Source organism: Nostoc sp. JL23 (assembly GCF_017115065.1).
In the GTDB taxonomy this organism is placed as follows: Bacteria; Cyanobacteriota; Cyanobacteriia; order Cyanobacteriales; family Nostocaceae; genus Nostoc; species Nostoc punctiforme_A.
In genome coordinates, this window is record NZ_JABXKN010000067.1 from 163228 (window position 1) to 182864 (window position 19637).

14 protein-coding genes are annotated in these 19637 nt (G+C 41.1%); all 14 read left to right on the forward strand.

Annotated elements, in window-relative coordinates; all coding sequences use genetic code 11:
- Positions 1 to 5: 5 nt before the first annotated feature.
- The 14 genes from HWQ42_RS13975 to HWQ42_RS14040 all read left to right on the forward strand — a co-directional run bounded on the left by HWQ42_RS13975 (position 6) and on the right by HWQ42_RS14040 (position 19581).
- Positions 6 to 1991, forward strand: coding sequence for a tetratricopeptide repeat protein (locus HWQ42_RS13975; protein WP_292812917.1), 1986 nt, complete (start codon positions 6 to 8; stop codon positions 1989 to 1991).
- A 3-nt stretch (positions 1992 to 1994) separates the two neighbouring features.
- Positions 1995 to 3023 (forward strand): NAD(P)-dependent oxidoreductase, encoded by a 1029-nt coding sequence (locus HWQ42_RS13980; RefSeq protein ID WP_292812920.1) that lies wholly within the window; start codon positions 1995 to 1997, stop codon positions 3021 to 3023.
- 19 nt (positions 3024 to 3042) lie between these two features.
- Positions 3043 to 4308 (forward strand): class I SAM-dependent methyltransferase, encoded by a 1266-nt coding sequence (locus HWQ42_RS13985; protein WP_292812924.1) that lies wholly within the window; start codon positions 3043 to 3045, stop codon positions 4306 to 4308.
- 39 nt (positions 4309 to 4347) lie between these two features.
- Entirely contained in the window at positions 4348 to 5145 is a 798-nt protein-coding gene (locus HWQ42_RS13990) for a sugar phosphate nucleotidyltransferase (protein WP_292812926.1), read from the forward strand.
- Positions 5142 to 5795 (forward strand): PIG-L deacetylase family protein, encoded by a 654-nt coding sequence (locus HWQ42_RS13995; RefSeq protein WP_292812928.1) that lies wholly within the window; start codon positions 5142 to 5144, stop codon positions 5793 to 5795. The genes HWQ42_RS13990 and HWQ42_RS13995 overlap by 4 nt, the downstream gene beginning before the upstream one ends.
- Positions 5796 to 5834: 39 nt before the next feature.
- A complete protein-coding gene (gene rfbC, locus HWQ42_RS14000; protein WP_292812931.1) occupies positions 5835 to 6392 on the forward strand; it encodes a dTDP-4-dehydrorhamnose 3,5-epimerase in 558 nt (185 codons plus the stop codon).
- Positions 6393 to 6552: 160 nt separating this feature from the next.
- A complete protein-coding gene (locus HWQ42_RS14005; RefSeq protein ID WP_292812934.1) occupies positions 6553 to 7437 on the forward strand; it encodes a hypothetical protein in 885 nt (294 codons plus the stop codon).
- A gap of 37 nt (positions 7438 to 7474) precedes the next feature.
- Positions 7475 to 8392 (forward strand): NAD(P)-dependent oxidoreductase, encoded by a 918-nt coding sequence (locus tag HWQ42_RS14010; protein WP_292812937.1) that lies wholly within the window; start codon positions 7475 to 7477, stop codon positions 8390 to 8392.
- Positions 8393 to 8418: 26 nt separating this feature from the next.
- Positions 8419 to 9759 carry a DUF4910 domain-containing protein gene (locus HWQ42_RS14015; RefSeq protein WP_292812939.1) on the forward strand — a complete coding sequence of 447 codons (1341 nt, stop codon included), beginning with the start codon at positions 8419 to 8421 and terminating at the stop codon, positions 9757 to 9759.
- A 544-nt stretch (positions 9760 to 10303) separates the two neighbouring features.
- Positions 10304 to 10471, forward strand: coding sequence for a CopG family transcriptional regulator (locus tag HWQ42_RS14020; protein ID WP_292812942.1), 168 nt, complete (start codon positions 10304 to 10306; stop codon positions 10469 to 10471).
- A 636-nt stretch (positions 10472 to 11107) separates the two neighbouring features.
- Entirely contained in the window at positions 11108 to 12889 is a 1782-nt protein-coding gene (locus tag HWQ42_RS14025; protein WP_292812944.1) for a ShlB/FhaC/HecB family hemolysin secretion/activation protein, read from the forward strand.
- Between the two features lie 78 nt (positions 12890 to 12967).
- On the forward strand, positions 12968 to 15460 hold the full coding sequence (locus HWQ42_RS14030; RefSeq protein ID WP_292812947.1) for an S-layer family protein: 2493 nt from the start codon (positions 12968 to 12970) through the stop codon (positions 15458 to 15460).
- A gap of 376 nt (positions 15461 to 15836) precedes the next feature.
- Positions 15837 to 18401: a CHAT domain-containing protein gene (locus HWQ42_RS14035; RefSeq protein ID WP_292812950.1), complete on the forward strand. Its 2565-nt coding sequence runs from the start codon at positions 15837 to 15839 to the stop codon at positions 18399 to 18401.
- Between the two features lie 193 nt (positions 18402 to 18594).
- On the forward strand, positions 18595 to 19581 hold the full coding sequence (locus HWQ42_RS14040) for a DUF928 domain-containing protein (RefSeq protein WP_292812953.1): 987 nt from the start codon (positions 18595 to 18597) through the stop codon (positions 19579 to 19581).
- The last annotated feature ends 56 nt before the right edge of the window (positions 19582 to 19637 follow it).

A 19637-nucleotide genomic window follows, 5' to 3' on the forward strand; every position in this document is an offset into this window, starting at 1 on the left:
TTAAAATGACAACAATTGCTGAATCTCTTCAAATAGCATCTAAACATCATAGAGCCAATGATTTAACCAAAGCCGAACAACTGTACCGTCAGATTTTGGAAAAAGAGCCTAACCATCCAGAAGCTTTATATGGGTTAGGCATACTGGCACAGCAGGTCGGTCAGTTCCAAAATGCTGAACAGTTTTTAAATGAACTCCTCCAGATTCAGCCCAACTCCGTCAAGGCTTGGTTCAGTCTAGGTAATTTATATCAAGCCCAAGGTCAGTTACCAGCAGCGGTGGAAGCATATCAGCAAGCCATAGCACTAAAGACAGACTCGGCGCCACTTTATAATAACCTTGGCTATACCTTGCAACTACAAGGCAAATGGGAAGAGGCAGTTGCTTGCTATCAAAAATCATTAGAGTTACAGCCCAACTGTATTGAAGCTGACGCGAATTTGGGTAACGCATTGCACGCCCAAGGAAAGCTTTCTTCCCAACAACAGGCTCAATACGGGAAGTTAAACAATGAGTTAGGCAGAAGTCGGCACCAAGTAAAAGATTTAAAGACTGCTGTGGCTTACTATCGAGTTGCGATCGCTTTACAGCCTGATTTGCTTGATGCTCACTATAACTTGGGAATTGCGCTTCAACAACAAGGTGATTTTGAAGAGGCAGTAGCCTCTTATCAAAAAATATTGGAACTCTATCCTCACAACGGAGAAATTTACTTCAAATTAGGCAAAATTTACCAAGATCAAAACAAATTACCAGAAGCAATATCTGCCTATCAACAAGGGTTGAGGCTCACCAATCCCCACTACCTCAAAGCGTTTGTAGCTGATGCAGAAACCGACAAACATGAGGAAGTGCCGATTACACCGGAGCTTCCTCAAGAGGAAGTAATTGTGAGAAATTATAAGTTTCCCAAAATTCCAGCCGTTGTGGCTAGTGAAAAAAAGAGGCCATTCTGGAGTGTGGTGATTCCTGCATATAAACGTACTGACTATCTTCTCGAATGTCTAGCTAGTGTTTTAGCACAATGGACTGGAGAAGAAGAAATGGAAATTCTGGTAATGGATAATGCCAGTACGCCGCCACTTTTCGATCTAGTGAATTCTATTGGCAGAGGTATAGTAAGCTACTACCGAAATTCGCAAAATATTGGGTTAGCGGGAAACCATAATACAGGGATTACACTCAGTCGAGGGCAATGGATTCACATACTTCACGATGATGATTATGTTCTCCCTGGTTTTTATTCCCAACTCAAGCAGAGTCTAGAAGATTGTTCGGATTGTGTTGGAACAGCTTTCACAGGTTTTGATAATATTAACGAAAAAGGGGTATTTCTTTCCAAAGGGGATATTTGTGACTGGTATGGAGAGCACAGAGGTATTATTCAAGATTGGCTGTTACAGATTGTAGTGACAAATCCGTTGAGACCCTCGGCAATAGTTGTTCGTCGGCAAACCTATGAAAGACTAGGGGGATATTGTTCTGAGTTGAGCGATCTTAACGGGTGGGAAGTGTGTAAACGGATTGCTACTTTTTATGATTGTTGGTATGAACCAAAAATTTTGGCTTGTTATCGCGTAGATACAAGTTGGTACACTAACAAAATGTCGAATGATCTTTTTTTGACAGGAAATCATGCAGTATTTCTTCGCCGTGCTATCGAGATTACAGAGAGCTATCTTCCAGACGATCTTTGTACAGAGATGACAGCAAAAGCCCGTAGCTATAACTTTGAATATCTTCTAGAAAGTAAGGTAATCATTCCTCTAAGAGCTGGTAATTTGACTGGTGCTTTGCGTATGCTCCAAGAAGCTCTAAAAATCGATTGTTCTCCTCAAGCGATTGCCAAGTTATTTGCTTGGTTGACTAAAGATGAAGCTGCTCCCTTACGGAATGAGATTGCTACCAAGTTGCTTGCTATTCCTAGAGAAAATATTCCAGACAATACTCCTACTGAATTAAAATCCCCACAAACTGCGATCGCACTATAGGATATGAAAATACTTGTAACTGGAACTGAAGGTTATATCGGCTCATTATTAGCTCCTCTGTTGATTCAAGAAGGTCATGAAGTTATTGGTTTAGATACTGGCTTTTATAAAGTAGGTTGGCTATATAACGGCACCAAGGTAACTGCCAAAACGCTCAACAAAGACATCCGCCACATTACAACAGAAGACCTGCAAGGTGTAGAAGCAGTAGTTCACATGGCAGAACTCTCTAACGACCCTTTAGGTCAGTTAGCCCCTGATATCACCTACGATATCAACCACAAAGGCTCGATACATATAGCGAAACTGGCGAAAGCAGCTGGAATTCAACGCTTTGTCTATACTTCATCATGCAGTGTCTATGGTTTTGCCACTGAAGACTATGTTAGCGAAGAGTCTACCATCAATCCTCAAACAGCTTATGCCAAATGCAAAGCACTTGTCGAACAGGATGTGAAACTCCTTGCTGATGATAGCTTTTCTCCTACCTTTCTCCGAAATGCCACAGCCTATGGCGCTTCTCCAAGAATGCGTTTTGATATTGTCTTAAACAATCTAGCCGGTTGGGCATGGACAATTAAAGAAATCAAGATGAACAGCGACGGTACACCTTGGCGTCCCCTAGTGCATCTATTGGATATCTGCAAAGCAATTATCTGTACCTTAGAAGCTCCGCGTGATGTAATTCATAACCAAATTTTCAATGTTGGTGATACAAATAGCAATTATCAAGTCAAACAAATTGCTCAAATAGTTGCAGATGTCTTTACAGATTGTGAATTGAGCTTTGGTAAACACGATCCTGATAACCGCAGCTATCGGGTTTTATTTAATAAAATTAACCAAAACTTACCAGGATTCAAATGTGAATGGGATGCCCAACGCGGTGCCCAACAACTATATAATGTCTTCCAGCAAATTGATATGGATAGAGGAATATTTGAGTCTAGAGGCTTTACTCGCCTGAAACAACTGGAATACCTCATACGCACTCAGCAAATCGATCGAGATTTCTTCTGGCAGACTGTTTAAAAATTTTATATAATAAGTTATGAATTTACTAAAGCCAACAAATAATCAGCTAATAACTGGTAATTGTCTATTCTGTGGAACAGGCTTACACCATACCTTTATAGATTTAGGTATGTCTCCTCCCTGCGAAAGTTATCGCAGTCTCAAAGAACTCAATGAAGTAGAGCCATTTTATCCTCTCCATGTCTATGTTTGTGAGGAATGTTTTTTAGTTCAACTCCAAGAATACATTAGTCCAGAAAATATTTTTAGCGACTACGCTTATTTCTCTTCCTACTCTGATAGCTGGTTACAACACGCCAAAAAATACGTTGATTTAGTAGTAGAACGTTTCCAATTAAACCAGGAAAGTCAGGTAATAGAAATTGCTAGTAATGATGGCTACTTGCTGCAATATTTTGTTGCCAAAGGCATCCCAGCGCTGGGAATAGAGCCAGCAGCAAATATTGCTGAAGTAGCAATTAAAAAAGGTATTCCTACAGTTGTCAAATTTTTTGGACAAGAGACAGCGCAAGAACAGGTTGCTAAGGGCAAACAGGCAGATTTATTACTCGGAAATAATGTTCTTGCTCACACCCCATATCTCAATGATTTTGTCAAAGGAATGAAAATTATCCTCAAACCGCATGGTGTAATAACTATGGAGTTTCCCCACCTGATGCGGTTAATCGAGGAAAATCAGTTTGATACTATTTACCACGAGCATTTCTCTTATTTTTCCTTTCTTACTGTAGACAAGATTTTTGCTGCTCACGGCTTGACAATTTTTGATGTAGAAGAATTAACCACTCATGGTGGTTCTTTGAGAATTTATGCCCGCCACAACGAAGACTCTTCTAAACCTATTAGCGACCAAGTATCAGAACTGAAAAATAGAGAAGAAGCGGCTGGTTTTACGCAATTAGAATACTATTTTTCCTTTGGGGAACAAGTTAAAGAAACTAAACGCAACTTATTAGATTTTTTGATCAAAGTTAAGCGAGAGGGAAAATCGATTGTTGGTTACGGTGCTCCAGGTAAGGGAAATACTCTCTTAAACTATTGCGGTATCCGCACAGATTTTCTTGACTATACAGTAGACCGTAACCCTTATAAACAGGGTCAATTTTTACCAGGAACTCATATTCCGATTTTTCATCCAGACAAAATTGCCGAAACAAAGCCTGACTATATACTAATATTACCCTGGAATCTGAAAAATGAAATTATGATACAAATGGCTTACATTCGGGATTGGGGAGGTCAATTTGTTGTACCAATTCCTGAAGTTAATGTCTACTCTTAAGTATTTAATATTTTTGCTCGTCAAAAAGGGGTAAGTGACATGAAAGTAGTTTTATTTTGCGGTGGCTTAGGAGCCAGAATGAGAGAATATTCAGAAAGTATTCCTAAGCCAATGGTGAATATTGGTTATAGACCAATATTATGGCACGTCATGAAATACTATGCTCATTATGGGCACAAAGATTTTATCTTATGTCTTGGTTACAAGGCCGACCTCATTAAAAGTTATTTTTTAAATTACAATGAATGGCTTTCTAATAACTTTAGCCTTTCCAACGGTAGCCAAATTCAGTTATTTAATCGGGATATTCAAGATTGGAATATCACATTTGTAGATACAGGGTTAACTGCCAATATTGGACAAAGATTCAAGGCAGTAGAAAAGTATTTAGAAGGAGAAGAAGTATTTTTAGCTAACTACAGTGACGGTTTGACAGACTTACATTTACCAACGTATATTAATAATTTTTATCAGCGTGATAAGATTGGTAGTTTTTTATCTGTCAGACCAAGCCAAACTTTTCACTTAGTTGATATGCAAGAGGATGGTTTGGTAAAAAATATTCAAGATGTAAAGCAATGTGATATTTGGATTAATGGAGGATATTTTATTTTTAAAAAAGAGATTTTTGACCATATAAATTATGGTGAAGAACTGGTCATGGAGCCTTTTCAAAGATTGATTGCGAAAGAAGAACTTTTTGCATATAAATACACTGGCTTTTTCGGAGTAATGGATACATTTAAAGAGAAACAACAGTTGGATGATATGTATGCTCAAGGTAAAAGACCTTGGGAAGTTTGGGGAGATGAACAAGTACAAGTCGACCATGTATGATCCAACTTAGTTTGAATAAAATAGAAGAATCTGAGTACAAAATTCTTTGTCTTGGCTCTCATTGTGATGATATCGAGATTGGTTGTGGAGGCACAATCTTAAAGCTGATAGAGAATTATCAAGATGTTGTTATCTATTGGGTTGTCTTCAGTTCCAATGAGCAAAGAGCAGAGGAAGCAACCACAAGCGCTAATCTCTTCTTAGAAGAAATCCCAGTCAAGAAAATTATCATTAAAAATTTTCGAGATGGCTTTCTACCTTTTCAAGGGATAGAGGTGAAGGAATGTTTTGAACAGTTGAAGCAAGAATTTTCACCAGATATAATCTTTACTCATCACCGAGACGATCGCCATCAAGATCATCGCTTAATTTCTGACTTTACTTGGAATACCTTTAGAAATCATTTAATTTTAGAATATGAAATACCCAAATATGATGGTGATTTGGGTATTCCTAATTTCTTTGTTCATTTAAATAAAACACTCTGCCGCCGAAAAATTCAATATATTTTAGATGCGTTTGCTACTCAGAATAATAAGCAGTGGTTTACAGAAGAGACTTTTCGTTCAATTCTCAGAATTCGGGGGATTGAATCAAATTCACCGAGTAAATATGCAGAAGCATTTTACTGTCGAAAAATATTTTTCTGAAAAATTAAAATTTGAATTTAATCTCAGGTTTGTAAATTTATGATATTTACTGAAACTAAAATAAAAGAAGCGTTTATTGTTGATTTAGAACTGCACCGAGATATTCGCGGCTTTTTTGCTCGGAGTTTCTGTACTCAGGAATTTCAAGATCGTGGCTTAAAACCTACTATTGCCCAATGCAATTTATCTTTTAACTATAAAAAAGGAACGTTGCGGGGTATGCATTATCAAATGCCTCCTTCTCAGGAAACAAAATTAGTGCGTTGTATCAGGGGGGCTATTTATGATGTAATCATCGATTTGCGTCCAGATTCTCCTAGCTATTTATCTCATATTGGTATAGAGTTAACTGCTGAAAATCGTCTTGCTCTCTATATCCCAGATAGGTGTGCTCACGGTTTTCAAACTCTGAGCGATGAGACGGAGGTGATGTATCAAATGGGTGATTTTTATGCACCAGAATATGCTGGCGGGTATCGCTATGATGACCCAGCTTTTGGTATTGAATGGCCTCTATCTGTGACTGAAATTTCGGATAAAGATCGGGCTTGGAGTTTATTTAAATCGAAAAAAATTGTAACGACTACGGTGATGTAAGACTTTTAAGATCAATTTAAAAATATATAGTTGCTGAGTAAATATAGGATTAGGAACGCACAGAGGCGCAGAGACACGGAAAATCAAAATTTGAAAAATTAAATTTTGATTTTCATAGTTAATACTGTGTTCAAACTTTGTTACAGCAGATGAGGGCGAAGTGAGTACAATTTATTTTGATTCGATTTTTAGTGATGAAATCAGACGCAAGCATCTTTATAATGGACAAGTGTTTGTCTTTTCTCCTTGCGCCAGTGCGATCGCACTATGTGATTTTGCTCGTGGTCTGGTTGAAGAAGCATTTGCCCCTTTAGATCCGAGAGAAGCACAACATAGCCTGCCTGTAGAGAAATACGTTGAAATTTTAGCACAACTCAAGCCAACTTTTATCCATCACCCTGAATCTAAACAACTCATTCAAGGCATCTTGAAAGAAAGTGGATGTGACTTGAACAAAACCTATTTCGATGTACCTCGCCTAAGAACAGCAACCAGCGATCGCTATCTGACTGCTGGTATTGCTTACGCTTTCCATCCTCATCGTGACACTTGGTATTCTGCTCCTATGTGCCAGATCAACTGGTGGATTCCTGTCTACGATATTACCCCAGAGAATGCGATGGCATTCCATCCGCGCTACTGGAGTCAACCAGTTAAAAATAGCTCAAGAGATTATAACTACGCTCAGTGGATTAAAGAAAGTCGCAAAAATGCGGCACAGCACATTAAAACAGATACACGCAAGCAACCCCATGCAGAAGAAACTTTAGAAATGGAGCCGCAATTGCGGTTAATTACACAAGTCGGTGGCATGATTCTCTTTTCAGGAGCGCAGATGCACTCCACTATTCCCAACACATCAGGCTATACCCGTTTCAGTATTGACTTTAGAACTGTACATTTTGATGATGTCATAGCTCAAAAGGGTGCGCCAAATATTGATTCAGCTTGTACAGGAACTTCTTTAGGCGACTTTTTACGAGGCACTGACTTCTACCCGATTACTGACACATTGTTGTTGTCTACAACAAACAATCTCTTGTAGAAGAACTTTTGTTTTCCATCCAATCTGTGAGCAATAAATGGTAAACTCTGTTGAAAAAGTGTCTGGACAAACAATACTAATTACAGGTGCTAGCGGATTTATAGGATCTCATTTAGTCCGTCATTTATGCCACAATGGCGCAGAAGTACATGCTGTTTCTCGCAGTTTTCATACTTCTGATATCAGCTGCTTGCGATGGTGGCACGGCGACATGGAAGACATTAAGTTTGTTCAAAATCTTTTCCACAGCATTAAACCTGACCTAATCTTCCATTTATCCGGTCTTGTGACAGCAGTTCCTAATCTAGAGTTCATATTGCCTACCTTTCACAGTTTACTGACTAGTACTATTAACTTATTGACGATAGCTGCCGAAATTGGCTGTAGTCGCATTGTGTTAATAGCTTCTTTAGAGGAACCAGAACAAGATCGTCCTGAAGTAGTTCCTTCTTCTCCTTACGCTATTGCTAAATTTGCTAGTAGTACTTATGGTCGGATGTTCCATCGACTATATCAGACACCTGTAGTTCTTGTTAGACCTTTTATGACCTATGGACCAGGGCAAAATGTGTCTAAGATCATTCCTTCTGTTATTCTTTCCTTGTTGCAAGGGCAAGCTCCAAAACTTAGTAGTGGAAAGCGTCAAGTTGATTGGATTTATATCGATGACGTGATTGCAGGACTTCTTGCTGCAACACAAGTTCCTAGTGTAGAGGGTTGTACATTCGACTTAGGTTCGGGAGAACTAGTACCCATTCATGCAGTTGTGTCCCAGCTTGTTAATCTAGTCAACCCTCAAATCCAGCCACTATTTGGTGCTTTGCCTGAGCGGCCGATGGAAAAAATAAGAGTAGCTGATACGGCTTATACATACGATAAACTAGGTTGGCAACCTTCAATTTCTCTAAAGAAGGGCTTGGAATTGACTGTAAATTGGTATACAAAACATCATTAACAATTCAAAATTCAAAATGACGCTTTATGGTTGCAGATAGACTTCAGAATATTAATTTAGTCGATCTAAAAAATTCTTTTAACTTAAAGGATATCAGTCTAGAAATTTACCAACTAATTTCTGATTTATATCCCATTTGTCGTAGTATTACAGGTGATGGTTTTAGAGAAACTTTAAAAATTCTCCAGCAGTATATTTCTTTGTCAGTTCATGAAGTGCCAACAGGAACAGAGGTATTTGATTGGACAGTTCCTAATGAGTGGAATATTAAAGATGCCTATATTAAAAACTCTCAAGGTGAAAAAATTGTAGATTTTAATAATTCAAATTTGCACGTTGTTAACTATAGTATTCCCATACATAAAAAAATATCTCTTCAAGAACTTAAATCACATCTATTTACACTTGCCGATTATCCTAATTGGATTCCTTATCGAACATCATATTACAAGGAAAGTTGGGGTTTTTGCCTGACTCACAATCAGTATTTGCAACTAAATGATGAAGAATATGAAGTATGTATTGATTCTTCTCTGCAACCAGGTTATTTGACTTATGGCGAGTATTATATTCCCGGAGACAGTACTGATGAAGTCTTGATTTCTTGCCATGCCTGTCATCCTTCACTGTGTAATGATAATCTTTCAGGAATTGCGATCGCTACTTTTATCGCTAAATATTTAAGTCAAACTACACCAAGATATTCCTATAGATTTCTCTGGATTCCCGGAACCATTGGCTCAATTACATGGTTGGCTCTCAATGAAGCTAAAGTCAATAACATTAAACATGGCTTAGTATTAACTTGTTTAGGAGATGCAGGCAACTTTACCTACAAAAAAAGCCGTAGAGGTGACACTGAAATCGATAAAGTTGCTGCTTATGTACTCAAAAACTCAAAACAAGATCACAAAATTATAGATTTCTTCCCCTATGGCTATGATGAGCGACAATATTGCTCGCCTGGATTTAATTTAGCTGTAGGTTGCTTCATGCGATCGCCTCATGGTAGTTTTCCTGAATACCATACCTCAGCAGATGATTTAAATTTCGTTCAACCCCAATATCTTGCCGAGTCATTTTTTCAATGTAATTCGATGTTGTATATCCTCAACAATAACGAAATCTACTACAACAAAAATCCCAAATGTGAGCCACAGTTAGGTAAAAGAGGAATATATCGGGCAGTTGGTGGTAGCAAAGATAGCGGGCTAAATGAAATGGCAATCCTGTGGGTTTTAAATTTATCTGACGGTCAGCATACTCTATTAGATATTGCAGAAAGGTCGGGTATGTCATTTGATGTGATTAAATCTGCTGCCGATACATTATTAACACATGACTTATTAACAATTAAAACCAACTAAGTTTGAAAAAGATTGCAAAAATGAAATTCCCTATGACAAAAACGTAGGCAAGTCCTTACCACCGGGCAGTTTAAGAGAAAATTAAGGGGTTAGAACCTTTGGAGGTGGGTCAATACTTCTCGGTTAGGCATTTTTAATTCTGAATTAGGTTTTGGGAAAAGGTTGCTGGGTTGGGTTAAAGATTTTTTTCCTTTTCCCCAAAACCCGACAAGTATTGGGAGGTGGATTTGATGTATGTAGTCGCAAATTCTATTTGCTAGGACTGCCAACTTTTTGTATATTCTTATCCTCAACTCTTATGTAAGAATACTGCTATTATATTGATATATTTGATGTTATTTTTACATTCTATTTATAATTACTGCCCACTAAGTAGCTGAACTTTATAATCTATAATCTACTTCACCTCTTCACTATTGCCTGGAGAAATATCCTATTTAGCTTCATGATTACTTGAAATAAATGTCATTACTTATACCATTGTAAGAGCAGTTTAGATGATTGATATTAGAGAAGTAGTTTAAAAACATAGCTTGTCTAGTACATGAATAAAAAATGGGCTGTTAAACGACTCACAATCAATCTCACATCAGGTGAGGCACAGAAGCTTGAACAATACTGTTTAACAACGGGGAGACCAGCAACTGATGTCATTCGGGAGTTAATTCGCTCTCTTTATCCTAAAGATGAAAAAGCCTCTGAAACCTCGTGAATCAGACTGCAAAAAAATCAAATCAGGATAAGTACATCTTAATTTGCCAGTGAAATATGCTGCTTAACAGTTATCAGCTAACAGTGAATCCCGATAATTAAAGTTAGGGAATCGAAATAAGAATACTCTCTTACAAAGTTCAGAGCCGAGTAAATCTTCGCTCTGACTTTTGCTTTGGATATGGTGCAATCTGATGCACTTGCATCATTAAAAATATCAAATTAATTGAATAAAAGGTAGAATTCAGAATCAAGATGCTCTTACTAGTACAACACGGCGGAAATAAACCAATCATTCCAAATCAACGAAAACCTTATGCTGTATTCATTTTTAATTTTTAATTTTTAATTTTGCCTTGCGGTACTAGCTTGCTTATCCGTAGCGGTAGCGAGTTTGTAAACGTTTTGTAAAGCACCAAATTTAAAGTTTTGTGGGTGTCTTTAACCAGTAATTTATCCATTTTTTCGGGTAGAATAACATTCCTGTCTCTAGCTTTGCTCTTGAATCTTTTTGACAAATAGTAATATTACTGATCTTTTCGGAATATTTTTAAGCTAGATATAATACTTACCACTTATTTACTTATACTTCCCAAAGTATTAAGAATTTAATCCCTAATTTATTCAATTACAAATAATGGTTAGAAAAACCTTGGTTAAAAATCAGCCAAAGGTAAGCAAGTCTGTGGGCGAACTCAGGATTTGTGCTGGATTTATAACACTCAGCTTTGCGATCGCCGCAATATTGTGCAACTATCAGGATGCAATCGCCCAAACTCCTGAACCTCAGACGTTACCCCCAGGTCGGTTAGATGATCTTCCTGACACCCCGTTATCGTCGGATGTGCTACCCAAGCCACCAGACGAGAATCAATTGCTTCCATCCCTAAAACTACCGAATCAGCCGATTCTGGAGCAGAATGACCCTAATACCAAATTTCGGGTCGATCGCATTGAAGTTTTGGGCAGTACAGTTTTCAAAGCAGAACAGTTTGCCGCTGTCACAAATTCCTTTGTGGGACGAGAACTGACATTTGCAGAGTTGTTGCAAGTTAAAGATGCCATCACCAAGCTTTACACTGATAACGGCTATGTCACCACAGGCGCATTGATTACACCACAGACAATAGAAGCTGGGACAATCAAAATTCAGGTGATTGAGGGTAGTTTGCAAGAAATTAAGATTGTCGGTAATAGGCGATTACACACTCAATACATTCGCGATCGCATTAAACTTGGTGCAGGTAGACCGTTAAATATACCACACCTAATAGAAAAGCTGCAACTACTCCGTCTCAATCCGCGGATTAAAAACCTGTCAGCCGAGTTGCAGACAGGCGTGCAACCGGGAACTAATGTGTTGCAAGTGGAGGTTAAAGAAGCAGAAACTTTTAAGCTGACAGCAAGCGTGGATAATGGGCGATCGCCAAGTGTGGGCAGTTTTCGCCGGGGAGTGGATCTGCAAGAAGTCAATTTATTGGGTTTGGGCGATACACTGAGCGTAGGATATGCCAATACCGATGGCAGTAATACAATCAATGTCAATTACACGCTGCCAATTAATGCCCGCAATGGCACTGTATCCTTCGGTTTTAACCAAGGATGGAACCACGTGATTGAGGAACCATTCAGTGTCCTTGATATCCAGTCAAATACTCGCTCTTACGAATTGAGCTATCGGCAACCACTGGTGCAAAGACCAACCCAAGAGTTGGCAGTGGGGCTATCGTTTTCGCGCCAGTCAAGCCAAACTGAGTTAGGTATTGATAATATTGGGCCGTTTCGGCTTTCCCCAGGTGCAGATGCGAACGGAAAAACCAATATTTCTGCCCTGCGCTTTTTTCAAGAATATATCCAGCAAAGCAACCAGTATGTATTTGCGGCGCGATCGCAATTGAGTTTTGGTGTAGATTGGTTCGATGCTAATGTCAGTGATAATGAACCAGATAGCCGCTTTTTCGCGTGGCGGGGGCAGGCGCAGTGGGTACGGCAATTAGCACCGGACACTCTATTTTTAGCTAGGGGCGATTTCCAATTGGCAGCAGATTCTTTAGTGCCTTTAGAGCAATTTAGTCTTGGTGGACAGCTAAGTGTACGGGGCTATCGCCAAGATGCATTACTCACAGATAATGGTATGTTATTTTCGGCGGAATTTCGAGTACCAATTGTCCGCGCTGCTAAAATTGGCGGAGTGTTGCAACTGACACCCTTCATTGATGTAGGTAAAGGCTGGAATACCAAAGGCGAAAATCCATCACCAAGTACGCTTGTTAGTACTGGGTTGGGGCTGTTATGGAAACAGGGTGATGACTTATCGGCCCGCGTAGATTGGGGCATTCCTTTGATTTCAGTGGACGGTGAAAGGCGATCGCTCCAGGAAAATGGACTGTACTTCTCAGTAAGTTATTCAGCGTTTTGAGGCAATCAATAATCCCTATGACTATGAATATAATGCCGTTTAGGGAACCCTATATATATTATTAATAGAAAGTGAGCGATGAAAGCAGCTTCTGTTTGCTGGGGTTTGATTAATTTAATGCTGACAGGTGGGATGCTCCTTTGGTGTGCCTCTGTGAGTGCCCAGCTAACTCCCGATGGCACCCTCAATACTGCTGTCTCCCAAAGTGGTAATAATTTTACCATTACTAACGGTAGTGCCGCCAACAGTAACTTATTTCACAGTTTCCAGCAGTTTTCGGTTCCCACTGGCGGTTCGGCTACTTTTGATTTAACGAACACGCCCAACATTTCTAACATCTTCAGCCGTGTTACTGGCGGTAATATCTCTAGCATTGATGGCTTGATTCAGACGATTAACGGCAACAACCCCGTCAGTCTGTTCTTGATCAACCCTAGTGGGATAATCTTTGGAGCCAATGCCCAACTAAACATTGGGGGTTCATTTATTGGTAGCACTGCCAGCAGTATTAAATTTGCCGATGGCGCTGAGTTTAGTGTAATTAATTCTAAATCTGCGCCCTTGTTGAGCATCAATGTTCCCATTGGGTTGCAACTGGGTAACAATCCCGCACCCATCAACATTCAAGGTACAGGACATACTTTGAGGAATGTCAGTGGACTGGCTCTGGTTCCCCCAATTCAGATTCCCAGTTCTACAAAACTGCGGGTAAAGCCGGGAAACACCCTAGCTTTAGTGGGTGGCGACATACATCTAAATGGGGCAAACCTGATCGCTGAAAGAGGACGAGTTGAATTGGGTAGTGTAAGCGGTGCAGCATTAGTAAACCTGATATCAACCGCACAGGGCTATACACTGGGATATGGGAATGTACAAAGCTTTGGCGATATTCAGCTGGCACAGCGATCGCTATTAGATATCAGCGGCGTGAATGCAGGTTCGGTTCAAATTCAGGGTAGGCAAATTCAATTCACCGATGGCTCTCTGGTACTGGCGCAAAATTTTGGCAATCTCCCCGGTGGTGACATTCGCCTTCAGGCTACAGAGTCCATTAATCTGATTGCCAAAACAGCTGATGGCACAATTCAGAGTGGAGTGCGTAGTGATGCTTTGGGTATGGGAGCTAGTGGGAATATCAGCGTTATTACTCCCAACTTCACTATCAAGTCGGGAGCGGGGTTGAATAGCACAACTCTTGGAGCATCTCCCAGTGGCAATATTTACATTGATGCAACCGCCATTGAACTGTCTGGCTTTTCACCCAATAATCCTGCTAACGTCACCACGGTAAACACTACTACACTAGGCGCTGGAAATGCTGGTGATGTTTTCGTCAATGGTAATAGTCTACTAGTATCAAGCGGTGCCTCACTATCTTCGGCTACCTTTGGCAGTGGTTCTAGCGGTAAAGTGACGATTCGTAACACCAACACCACGGTGATGGGAGAAAGTCCGTCTGGACTTTATAGCAACATTAGCTCAACTACATTTGCAACCGGAAGTGCCAAAAACTTGACCCTGAATACTGCTAAATTGCAAATTCTGGATGGGGGAGCAGTTGCTACCACCTCATTTTTTGCAGGTAATGGGGGAGATTTGAGTATCAATGCTACTGAAGCGATCGTTATCAGTGGTCAAGGTCGAGCAACTAATAGTAGCATTAACGCCTCCACAATCCGACCCGATCCATTAGTGCGCAAACGATTCGGTCTGCCAGATATATTAACAGCGAATGCCGGTACTTTGAGCATTACGACACCGAACTTAACGCTGATGGATGGCGGGACAGTCAGTGTCACCAGTCAAGGTAGTGGAAATGGTGGCAATATTAATATTAGTGCAGATACTATCCAATTAAAGAATCAAGGGTTTATTCAAGCACAAACAGACTCCGGTAATGGTGGCAATATTAAATTGTCCACCAAAAATCTGTTGCTTCTGCAAGACAATAGTTTGATAACCTCAACAGCTGGCGGTTCAGGAAATGGAGGTAATATAAACATCAATGCACCCATCATCATCGGCTTAAAAAACAGCGACATTATTGCCAATGCAGTACAAGGCAGAGGTGGTAATATCCAAATCACTACTCAAGGCATCTTTGGGCTGAAGTTCCGCAACCAACTCACTCCTGACAGTGACATCACCGCCAGTTCCCAATTTGGTATAAGTGGCACGGTTCAAGTTAATACTATCGGTATCGATCCAAATTCGGGTTTAGTCGAACTGCCTGCAAATGTCACCGATCCATCCCAGCAAATTGCTACAGGCTGCGCGGATAGTGAAGGCAGCCGCTTTGTGGCAACGGGACGAGGTGGTGTGCCGCAAAATCCTAATCAGGTGACAAGCGATGTCTACGATGGGCTGCGCTTACGTACCTGGGATGATATACGAGATTTGTCTGCTTCCCGCAAAACTGGTGAGCTAAATGTCCAGATTCCAGCATCCTCAAAGGTTCTCGTCGAAGCCACAACCTGGCATCGCAATGCTGACGGTAAAATTGAATTGATTGCGGTTAAACCAGCGTATGTACAACCATCTTTAACCTGTGCTGCCGTTCGTAAAAGTTGATGATGTTAGCGAAAATACCATTTCGGTAACACTAACTTCCAAACCACAGAATTCGTAGACTTATTGGGAATATTTGGTCTACGAAAGTAGTAGTTAGCAATCCGGTATTCGATAGTTTTAGCAAGACGTTTAGTGGTATTACCGTTGCAGTAGCTAAGGATGCGGTTGCTCAGGGTGGGAATATTAACCTACAAGCCGATCGCCTGCGGGTTTTCAACGGAGGACAGATCACCTCATCAAGTTTGGGTCAGGGTTCTGCTGGCAGTGTCAATCTGCGAGTCAATGACATAGATGTGCAGGACATCTCTTCATTAGTTGATTAAAATTTAAGGTGATATAGTATACAAAACAATTAACGTTTGTAGTGATATTACTTATGATTTTCCAAATTAAACAACTTCGTTGGCTATATATCAGTCTGAGTATTTTGAGCTTGTGTTTAGCAATAACCATTACACCTACTAGAGCGTCTCTACCAGTACCAACAACTTCTAGCCTGAATGTGTCAGCATCGACTTCTCAACCGACCAATTGGCTAGAACAGGGACGAAACCTCTACCATTCAGGACGCTTTGCAGAAGCAGTGACGATTTGGCAAACGGCAGCACAACAGTATCATACCCAAGGCGATCGCCAGGGCGAAGCTCTAAGTTTAAGTTACCTGTCACTGACACAACAGGAGCTTAATCAATGGCAAGCAGCCCAACAGTCCATTGAGCAAAGTCTGAAACTGTTGCAAACCTCCATTCCCTCTGCTGATGCAATTCTCTGGGCACAAGCACTCAATACCCAAGCAAATTTGCAATTGCATACTGGCAAAGCCGAAACCGCCCTCGAAAGTTGGCAACAAGCTCAAAAATTTTATGAGCAAGCAGGCGACACAATGGGAAGCCTGGGTAGTCAAATCAACCAGGCACAAGCTTTACAAACTTTAGGATTTTATCGCCGTTCTAAACAACAGTTAGAGGCACTGACTCAAAAACTCCAAGGGTTGCCGGATAATGAAATCAAAGTTAGCGGACTGCGATCGCTTGGTTTAGCCTTGCAAATAATTGGCGATTCTAGTAAAAGTCAACAGATTTTAGAGCAAAGTTTAGCGATCGCCCAGAAAATTGCAGCGAAACCCCATTTGAGTTCTATCCTTATAAGCCTCGGTCAAACTGCCGTTGACTTGGAAGATCCAGAATCAGCATTAAATTACTTTGAACAGGCTCAACTCTTAACAACTAACCCAAGCGATCAGTTACAAGCGCGTTTAGCTCAGTTCAAACTTTTCCTCAATTACGACAAACTGGAGTTTGTTAACCCACTCGCACCTCAACTACTCCAACAACTCCAGGAACTGCCCCCCAGTCACACCTCACTCTACGCAGCAATCAATTTTGTTGCCACCCTAGATCGTCAGTCAAATCGTGAGCAAATCCTACCGCTGAAGGATTTGGCGCAACTGATGGCAGTCACAGTCAAATCTGCACAGCAAATCCAGGATACTCAAGCCGAAGCTCATGCACTAAATCAGTGGGGAAAACTCTATCAGCGTACACAGCAATTATCCGAAGCGCAGGAGTTAACTCAGAAATCCCTCAACATTGCCCGCCAACTCCAAGCTAACGATATCATTGCTCAATCTGCTTGGCAGGTGGGACAGTTGTATAAACAACAAGGCGATCGCTCAAAAGCGATTACCGCCTATACAGAAGCAGTCAACGCCTTAAAGGCACTGCGGGCAGATTTGGTGGCTATCAACCCTGATGTCCAGTTCTCTTTTCGCACTAGTGTGGAGCCTGTCTACCGGGAACTGGTTGATTTACTTCTAGAGAATCAACCTAGTCAAGCAGAACTAATACAAGCTCGTGAATTGATTGAGGCACTTCAAATTGCGGAACTCGATAACTTTTTTCGGGAAGCCTGTTTAGATAAAACTCAACAAATTGATCAGGTTGATCCTACTGCAACCGTCATTTATCCAATCATCCTGCCAGATCGTTTAACAGTAATTCTCTCCAAAGCAGGGCAACCACTCCGTTCCTATGTTACTCACAAACCTCAAGCGGAAATTGAGCAGACTCTAGACAATTTTTTGGTTGCTCTTAACCCTGTTTCCGATTCCCAAGACAGAGATCGATTGTCTCAACAAATTTATAGTTGGTTGATTCGTCCAGAGGAAGCAGATCAAGCATTGATTGATACCAAAACATTGGTGTTTGTTTTGGATGGTCGATTGCGGAATATTCCCATTGCAGCTCTTTTTGACGGTAAGCAATATCTGATTGAGAAGTATGCTGTGGCGCTCTCGCCAGGATTGCAACTGATGGCGATGCGATCGCTTCATCAAAACCAGATGAATGCGATCGTTGGTGGCATTAGCCAATCTCGCGCTGGCTTTAGTGCTTTGCCCGCCGTGGAATCAGAAGTGAAACAAATCTCCAAGTCAGTATCGTCCTCTGTGTTGCTAAACCAGGAATTTACTAGTCAAGCCCTCGCTAAACAAGTGAAATCCAGTAGTGCAGGTATTGTCCACCTAGCAACCCACGGACAGTTTAGTTCCCGCCTAGAAGATACCTTCTTGCTCACTTGGGATGGACAAGTCAATGTTAAAGAGTTATCTGAACTCCTAAAAAATCGGGGTAGCGATCCATCGAAAGCCATCGAGTTGCTGGTACTAAGTGCCTGTGATACAGCAGCAGGAGACGATCGCGCCGTCCTGGGACTAGCAGGCTTGGCTGTCAAATCTGGCGCTCGCTCAACTATCGCCACCCTATGGCCCGTTAAAGATCGGGCAGCCGAGATGCTAATGACTCGCTTCTATGAGCAACTGCGACAACCCAAAATCACTAAAGCCGAAGCACTAAGACAAGCACAAATTAGCCTAATTCGCCAAACTGATTTCCACGAACCGTTCTTTTGGTCTGGCTTTGTTTTGATCGGTAACTGGATTTAGCTAAGTAATATAACTGAGTATTTTGTCAATAATTTACGCTATTTTTTACACGAATTTAGCTCAAGCTCGCCTATACTGCTAATAGAAGTTCCCTGATTTTACTGTTACTTAGACTTATTCTCTGAGCTTCTGACCATAGTCGAAACAAACGTATTTTGTTTGTATCACATTGCAATGACATAAGGAAAACATCATGAAACGTCGATATTTAGCTAGTACATTGAGCGTCATCGCTCTGCTCGCTAGCACTACATGGACTAGTGCTCATGCTATTACATTTACTCCACCCGCCAACAGTGGCTCTCCTAGACAAGCAACCGGAGGAGCTTCTCGCGGTAGTATATTTACACCTACTGCCGGGAAAGGTGCGCCTAGACAAGCAACCGGAGGAGCTTCTCGCGGTAGTATATTTACACCTGCTGTCGGCAAAGGTACGCCCAGACAAGCAACCGGAGGAGCTTCTCGCGGCAGCCTCTTTACACCTGCCGTCGGTAAAGGTACGCCCAGACAGGCAACAGGAGGAGCTTCTCGCGGCAACCTCTTTACACCTGCTGTCGGCAAAGGCGCTCCCCAACAAGCAAGTGCGGGTGCTTCTCGCGTTGGTACTTACTACTTGAATCCATCGATTACAAATACAACGCAACCAACAGCGCTAATCGCCCTCTTGCCCCAAAACTTCTATGGCACAACAGTGTCTGAACGTCCCACAATATTGGTATATATCCCGGCTTCTAATGCTCAAGAAGCAGTGTTCAGCCTCAAGGATGAAGTTGGCAATATGCAACATCAAATGAACATTTCAGTTCCAGAGAAAACTGGAGTAATCGCGATCAAATTACCAGCGAATGCACCCGCTTTAGCCGTTGGTAAAAACTATCAATGGTTCCTAGCACTCAAAGTAGATGGTCAACTCAGTCCGAGTACGCCTTACGTCGATGGTTGGATTCAGCGTATCCAGCCCAGCGCAGAGTTGGCAACAGCAATCCAAGAGCAAGATGCTCTGAAGCGGGCTACTATTTTGGGTAAAAACGGTGTTTGGTATGACTGTGTGGCAACACTTGCATCGGTATATACCACTCAACCTAACAATGCAACTCTCCGAAAACAATGGGAAGAACTTCTATCCTCAGTGAGTTTGAAGGAGATTGTAACAGCGAACTTATTAGCATCTACTAACTAATACCAATTTGGGGATTGGGTTAAGAGTAATTATTCTCTTTATTCTCTTTGTTCCCC

Bases quoted from the DNA above. Each gene is read 5' to 3' on its own strand.
- HWQ42_RS13975 (WP_292812917.1), top strand. From the start codon at position 6: ATGACAACAATTGCTGAATCTCTTCAAATAGCATCTAAACATCATAGA.
- HWQ42_RS13980 (WP_292812920.1), top strand. From the start codon at position 1,995: ATGAAAATACTTGTAACTGGAACTGAAGGTTATATCGGCTCATTATTA.
- HWQ42_RS13985 (WP_292812924.1), top strand. From the start codon at position 3,043: ATGAATTTACTAAAGCCAACAAATAATCAGCTAATAACTGGTAATTGT.
- HWQ42_RS13990 (WP_292812926.1), top strand. From the start codon at position 4,348: ATGAAAGTAGTTTTATTTTGCGGTGGCTTAGGAGCCAGAATGAGAGAA.
- HWQ42_RS13995 (WP_292812928.1), top strand. From the start codon at position 5,142: ATGATCCAACTTAGTTTGAATAAAATAGAAGAATCTGAGTACAAAATT.
- rfbC (WP_292812931.1), top strand. From the start codon at position 5,835: ATGATATTTACTGAAACTAAAATAAAAGAAGCGTTTATTGTTGATTTA.
- HWQ42_RS14010 (WP_292812937.1), top strand. From the start codon at position 7,475: ATGGTAAACTCTGTTGAAAAAGTGTCTGGACAAACAATACTAATTACA.
- HWQ42_RS14015 (WP_292812939.1), top strand. From the start codon at position 8,419: ATGGTTGCAGATAGACTTCAGAATATTAATTTAGTCGATCTAAAAAAT.
- HWQ42_RS14020 (WP_292812942.1), top strand. From the start codon at position 10,304: ATGAATAAAAAATGGGCTGTTAAACGACTCACAATCAATCTCACATCA.
- HWQ42_RS14025 (WP_292812944.1), top strand. From the start codon at position 11,108: ATGGTTAGAAAAACCTTGGTTAAAAATCAGCCAAAGGTAAGCAAGTCT.
- HWQ42_RS14030 (WP_292812947.1), top strand. From the start codon at position 12,968: ATGAAAGCAGCTTCTGTTTGCTGGGGTTTGATTAATTTAATGCTGACA.
- HWQ42_RS14035 (WP_292812950.1), top strand. From the start codon at position 15,837: ATGATTTTCCAAATTAAACAACTTCGTTGGCTATATATCAGTCTGAGT.
- HWQ42_RS14040 (WP_292812953.1), top strand. From the start codon at position 18,595: ATGAAACGTCGATATTTAGCTAGTACATTGAGCGTCATCGCTCTGCTC.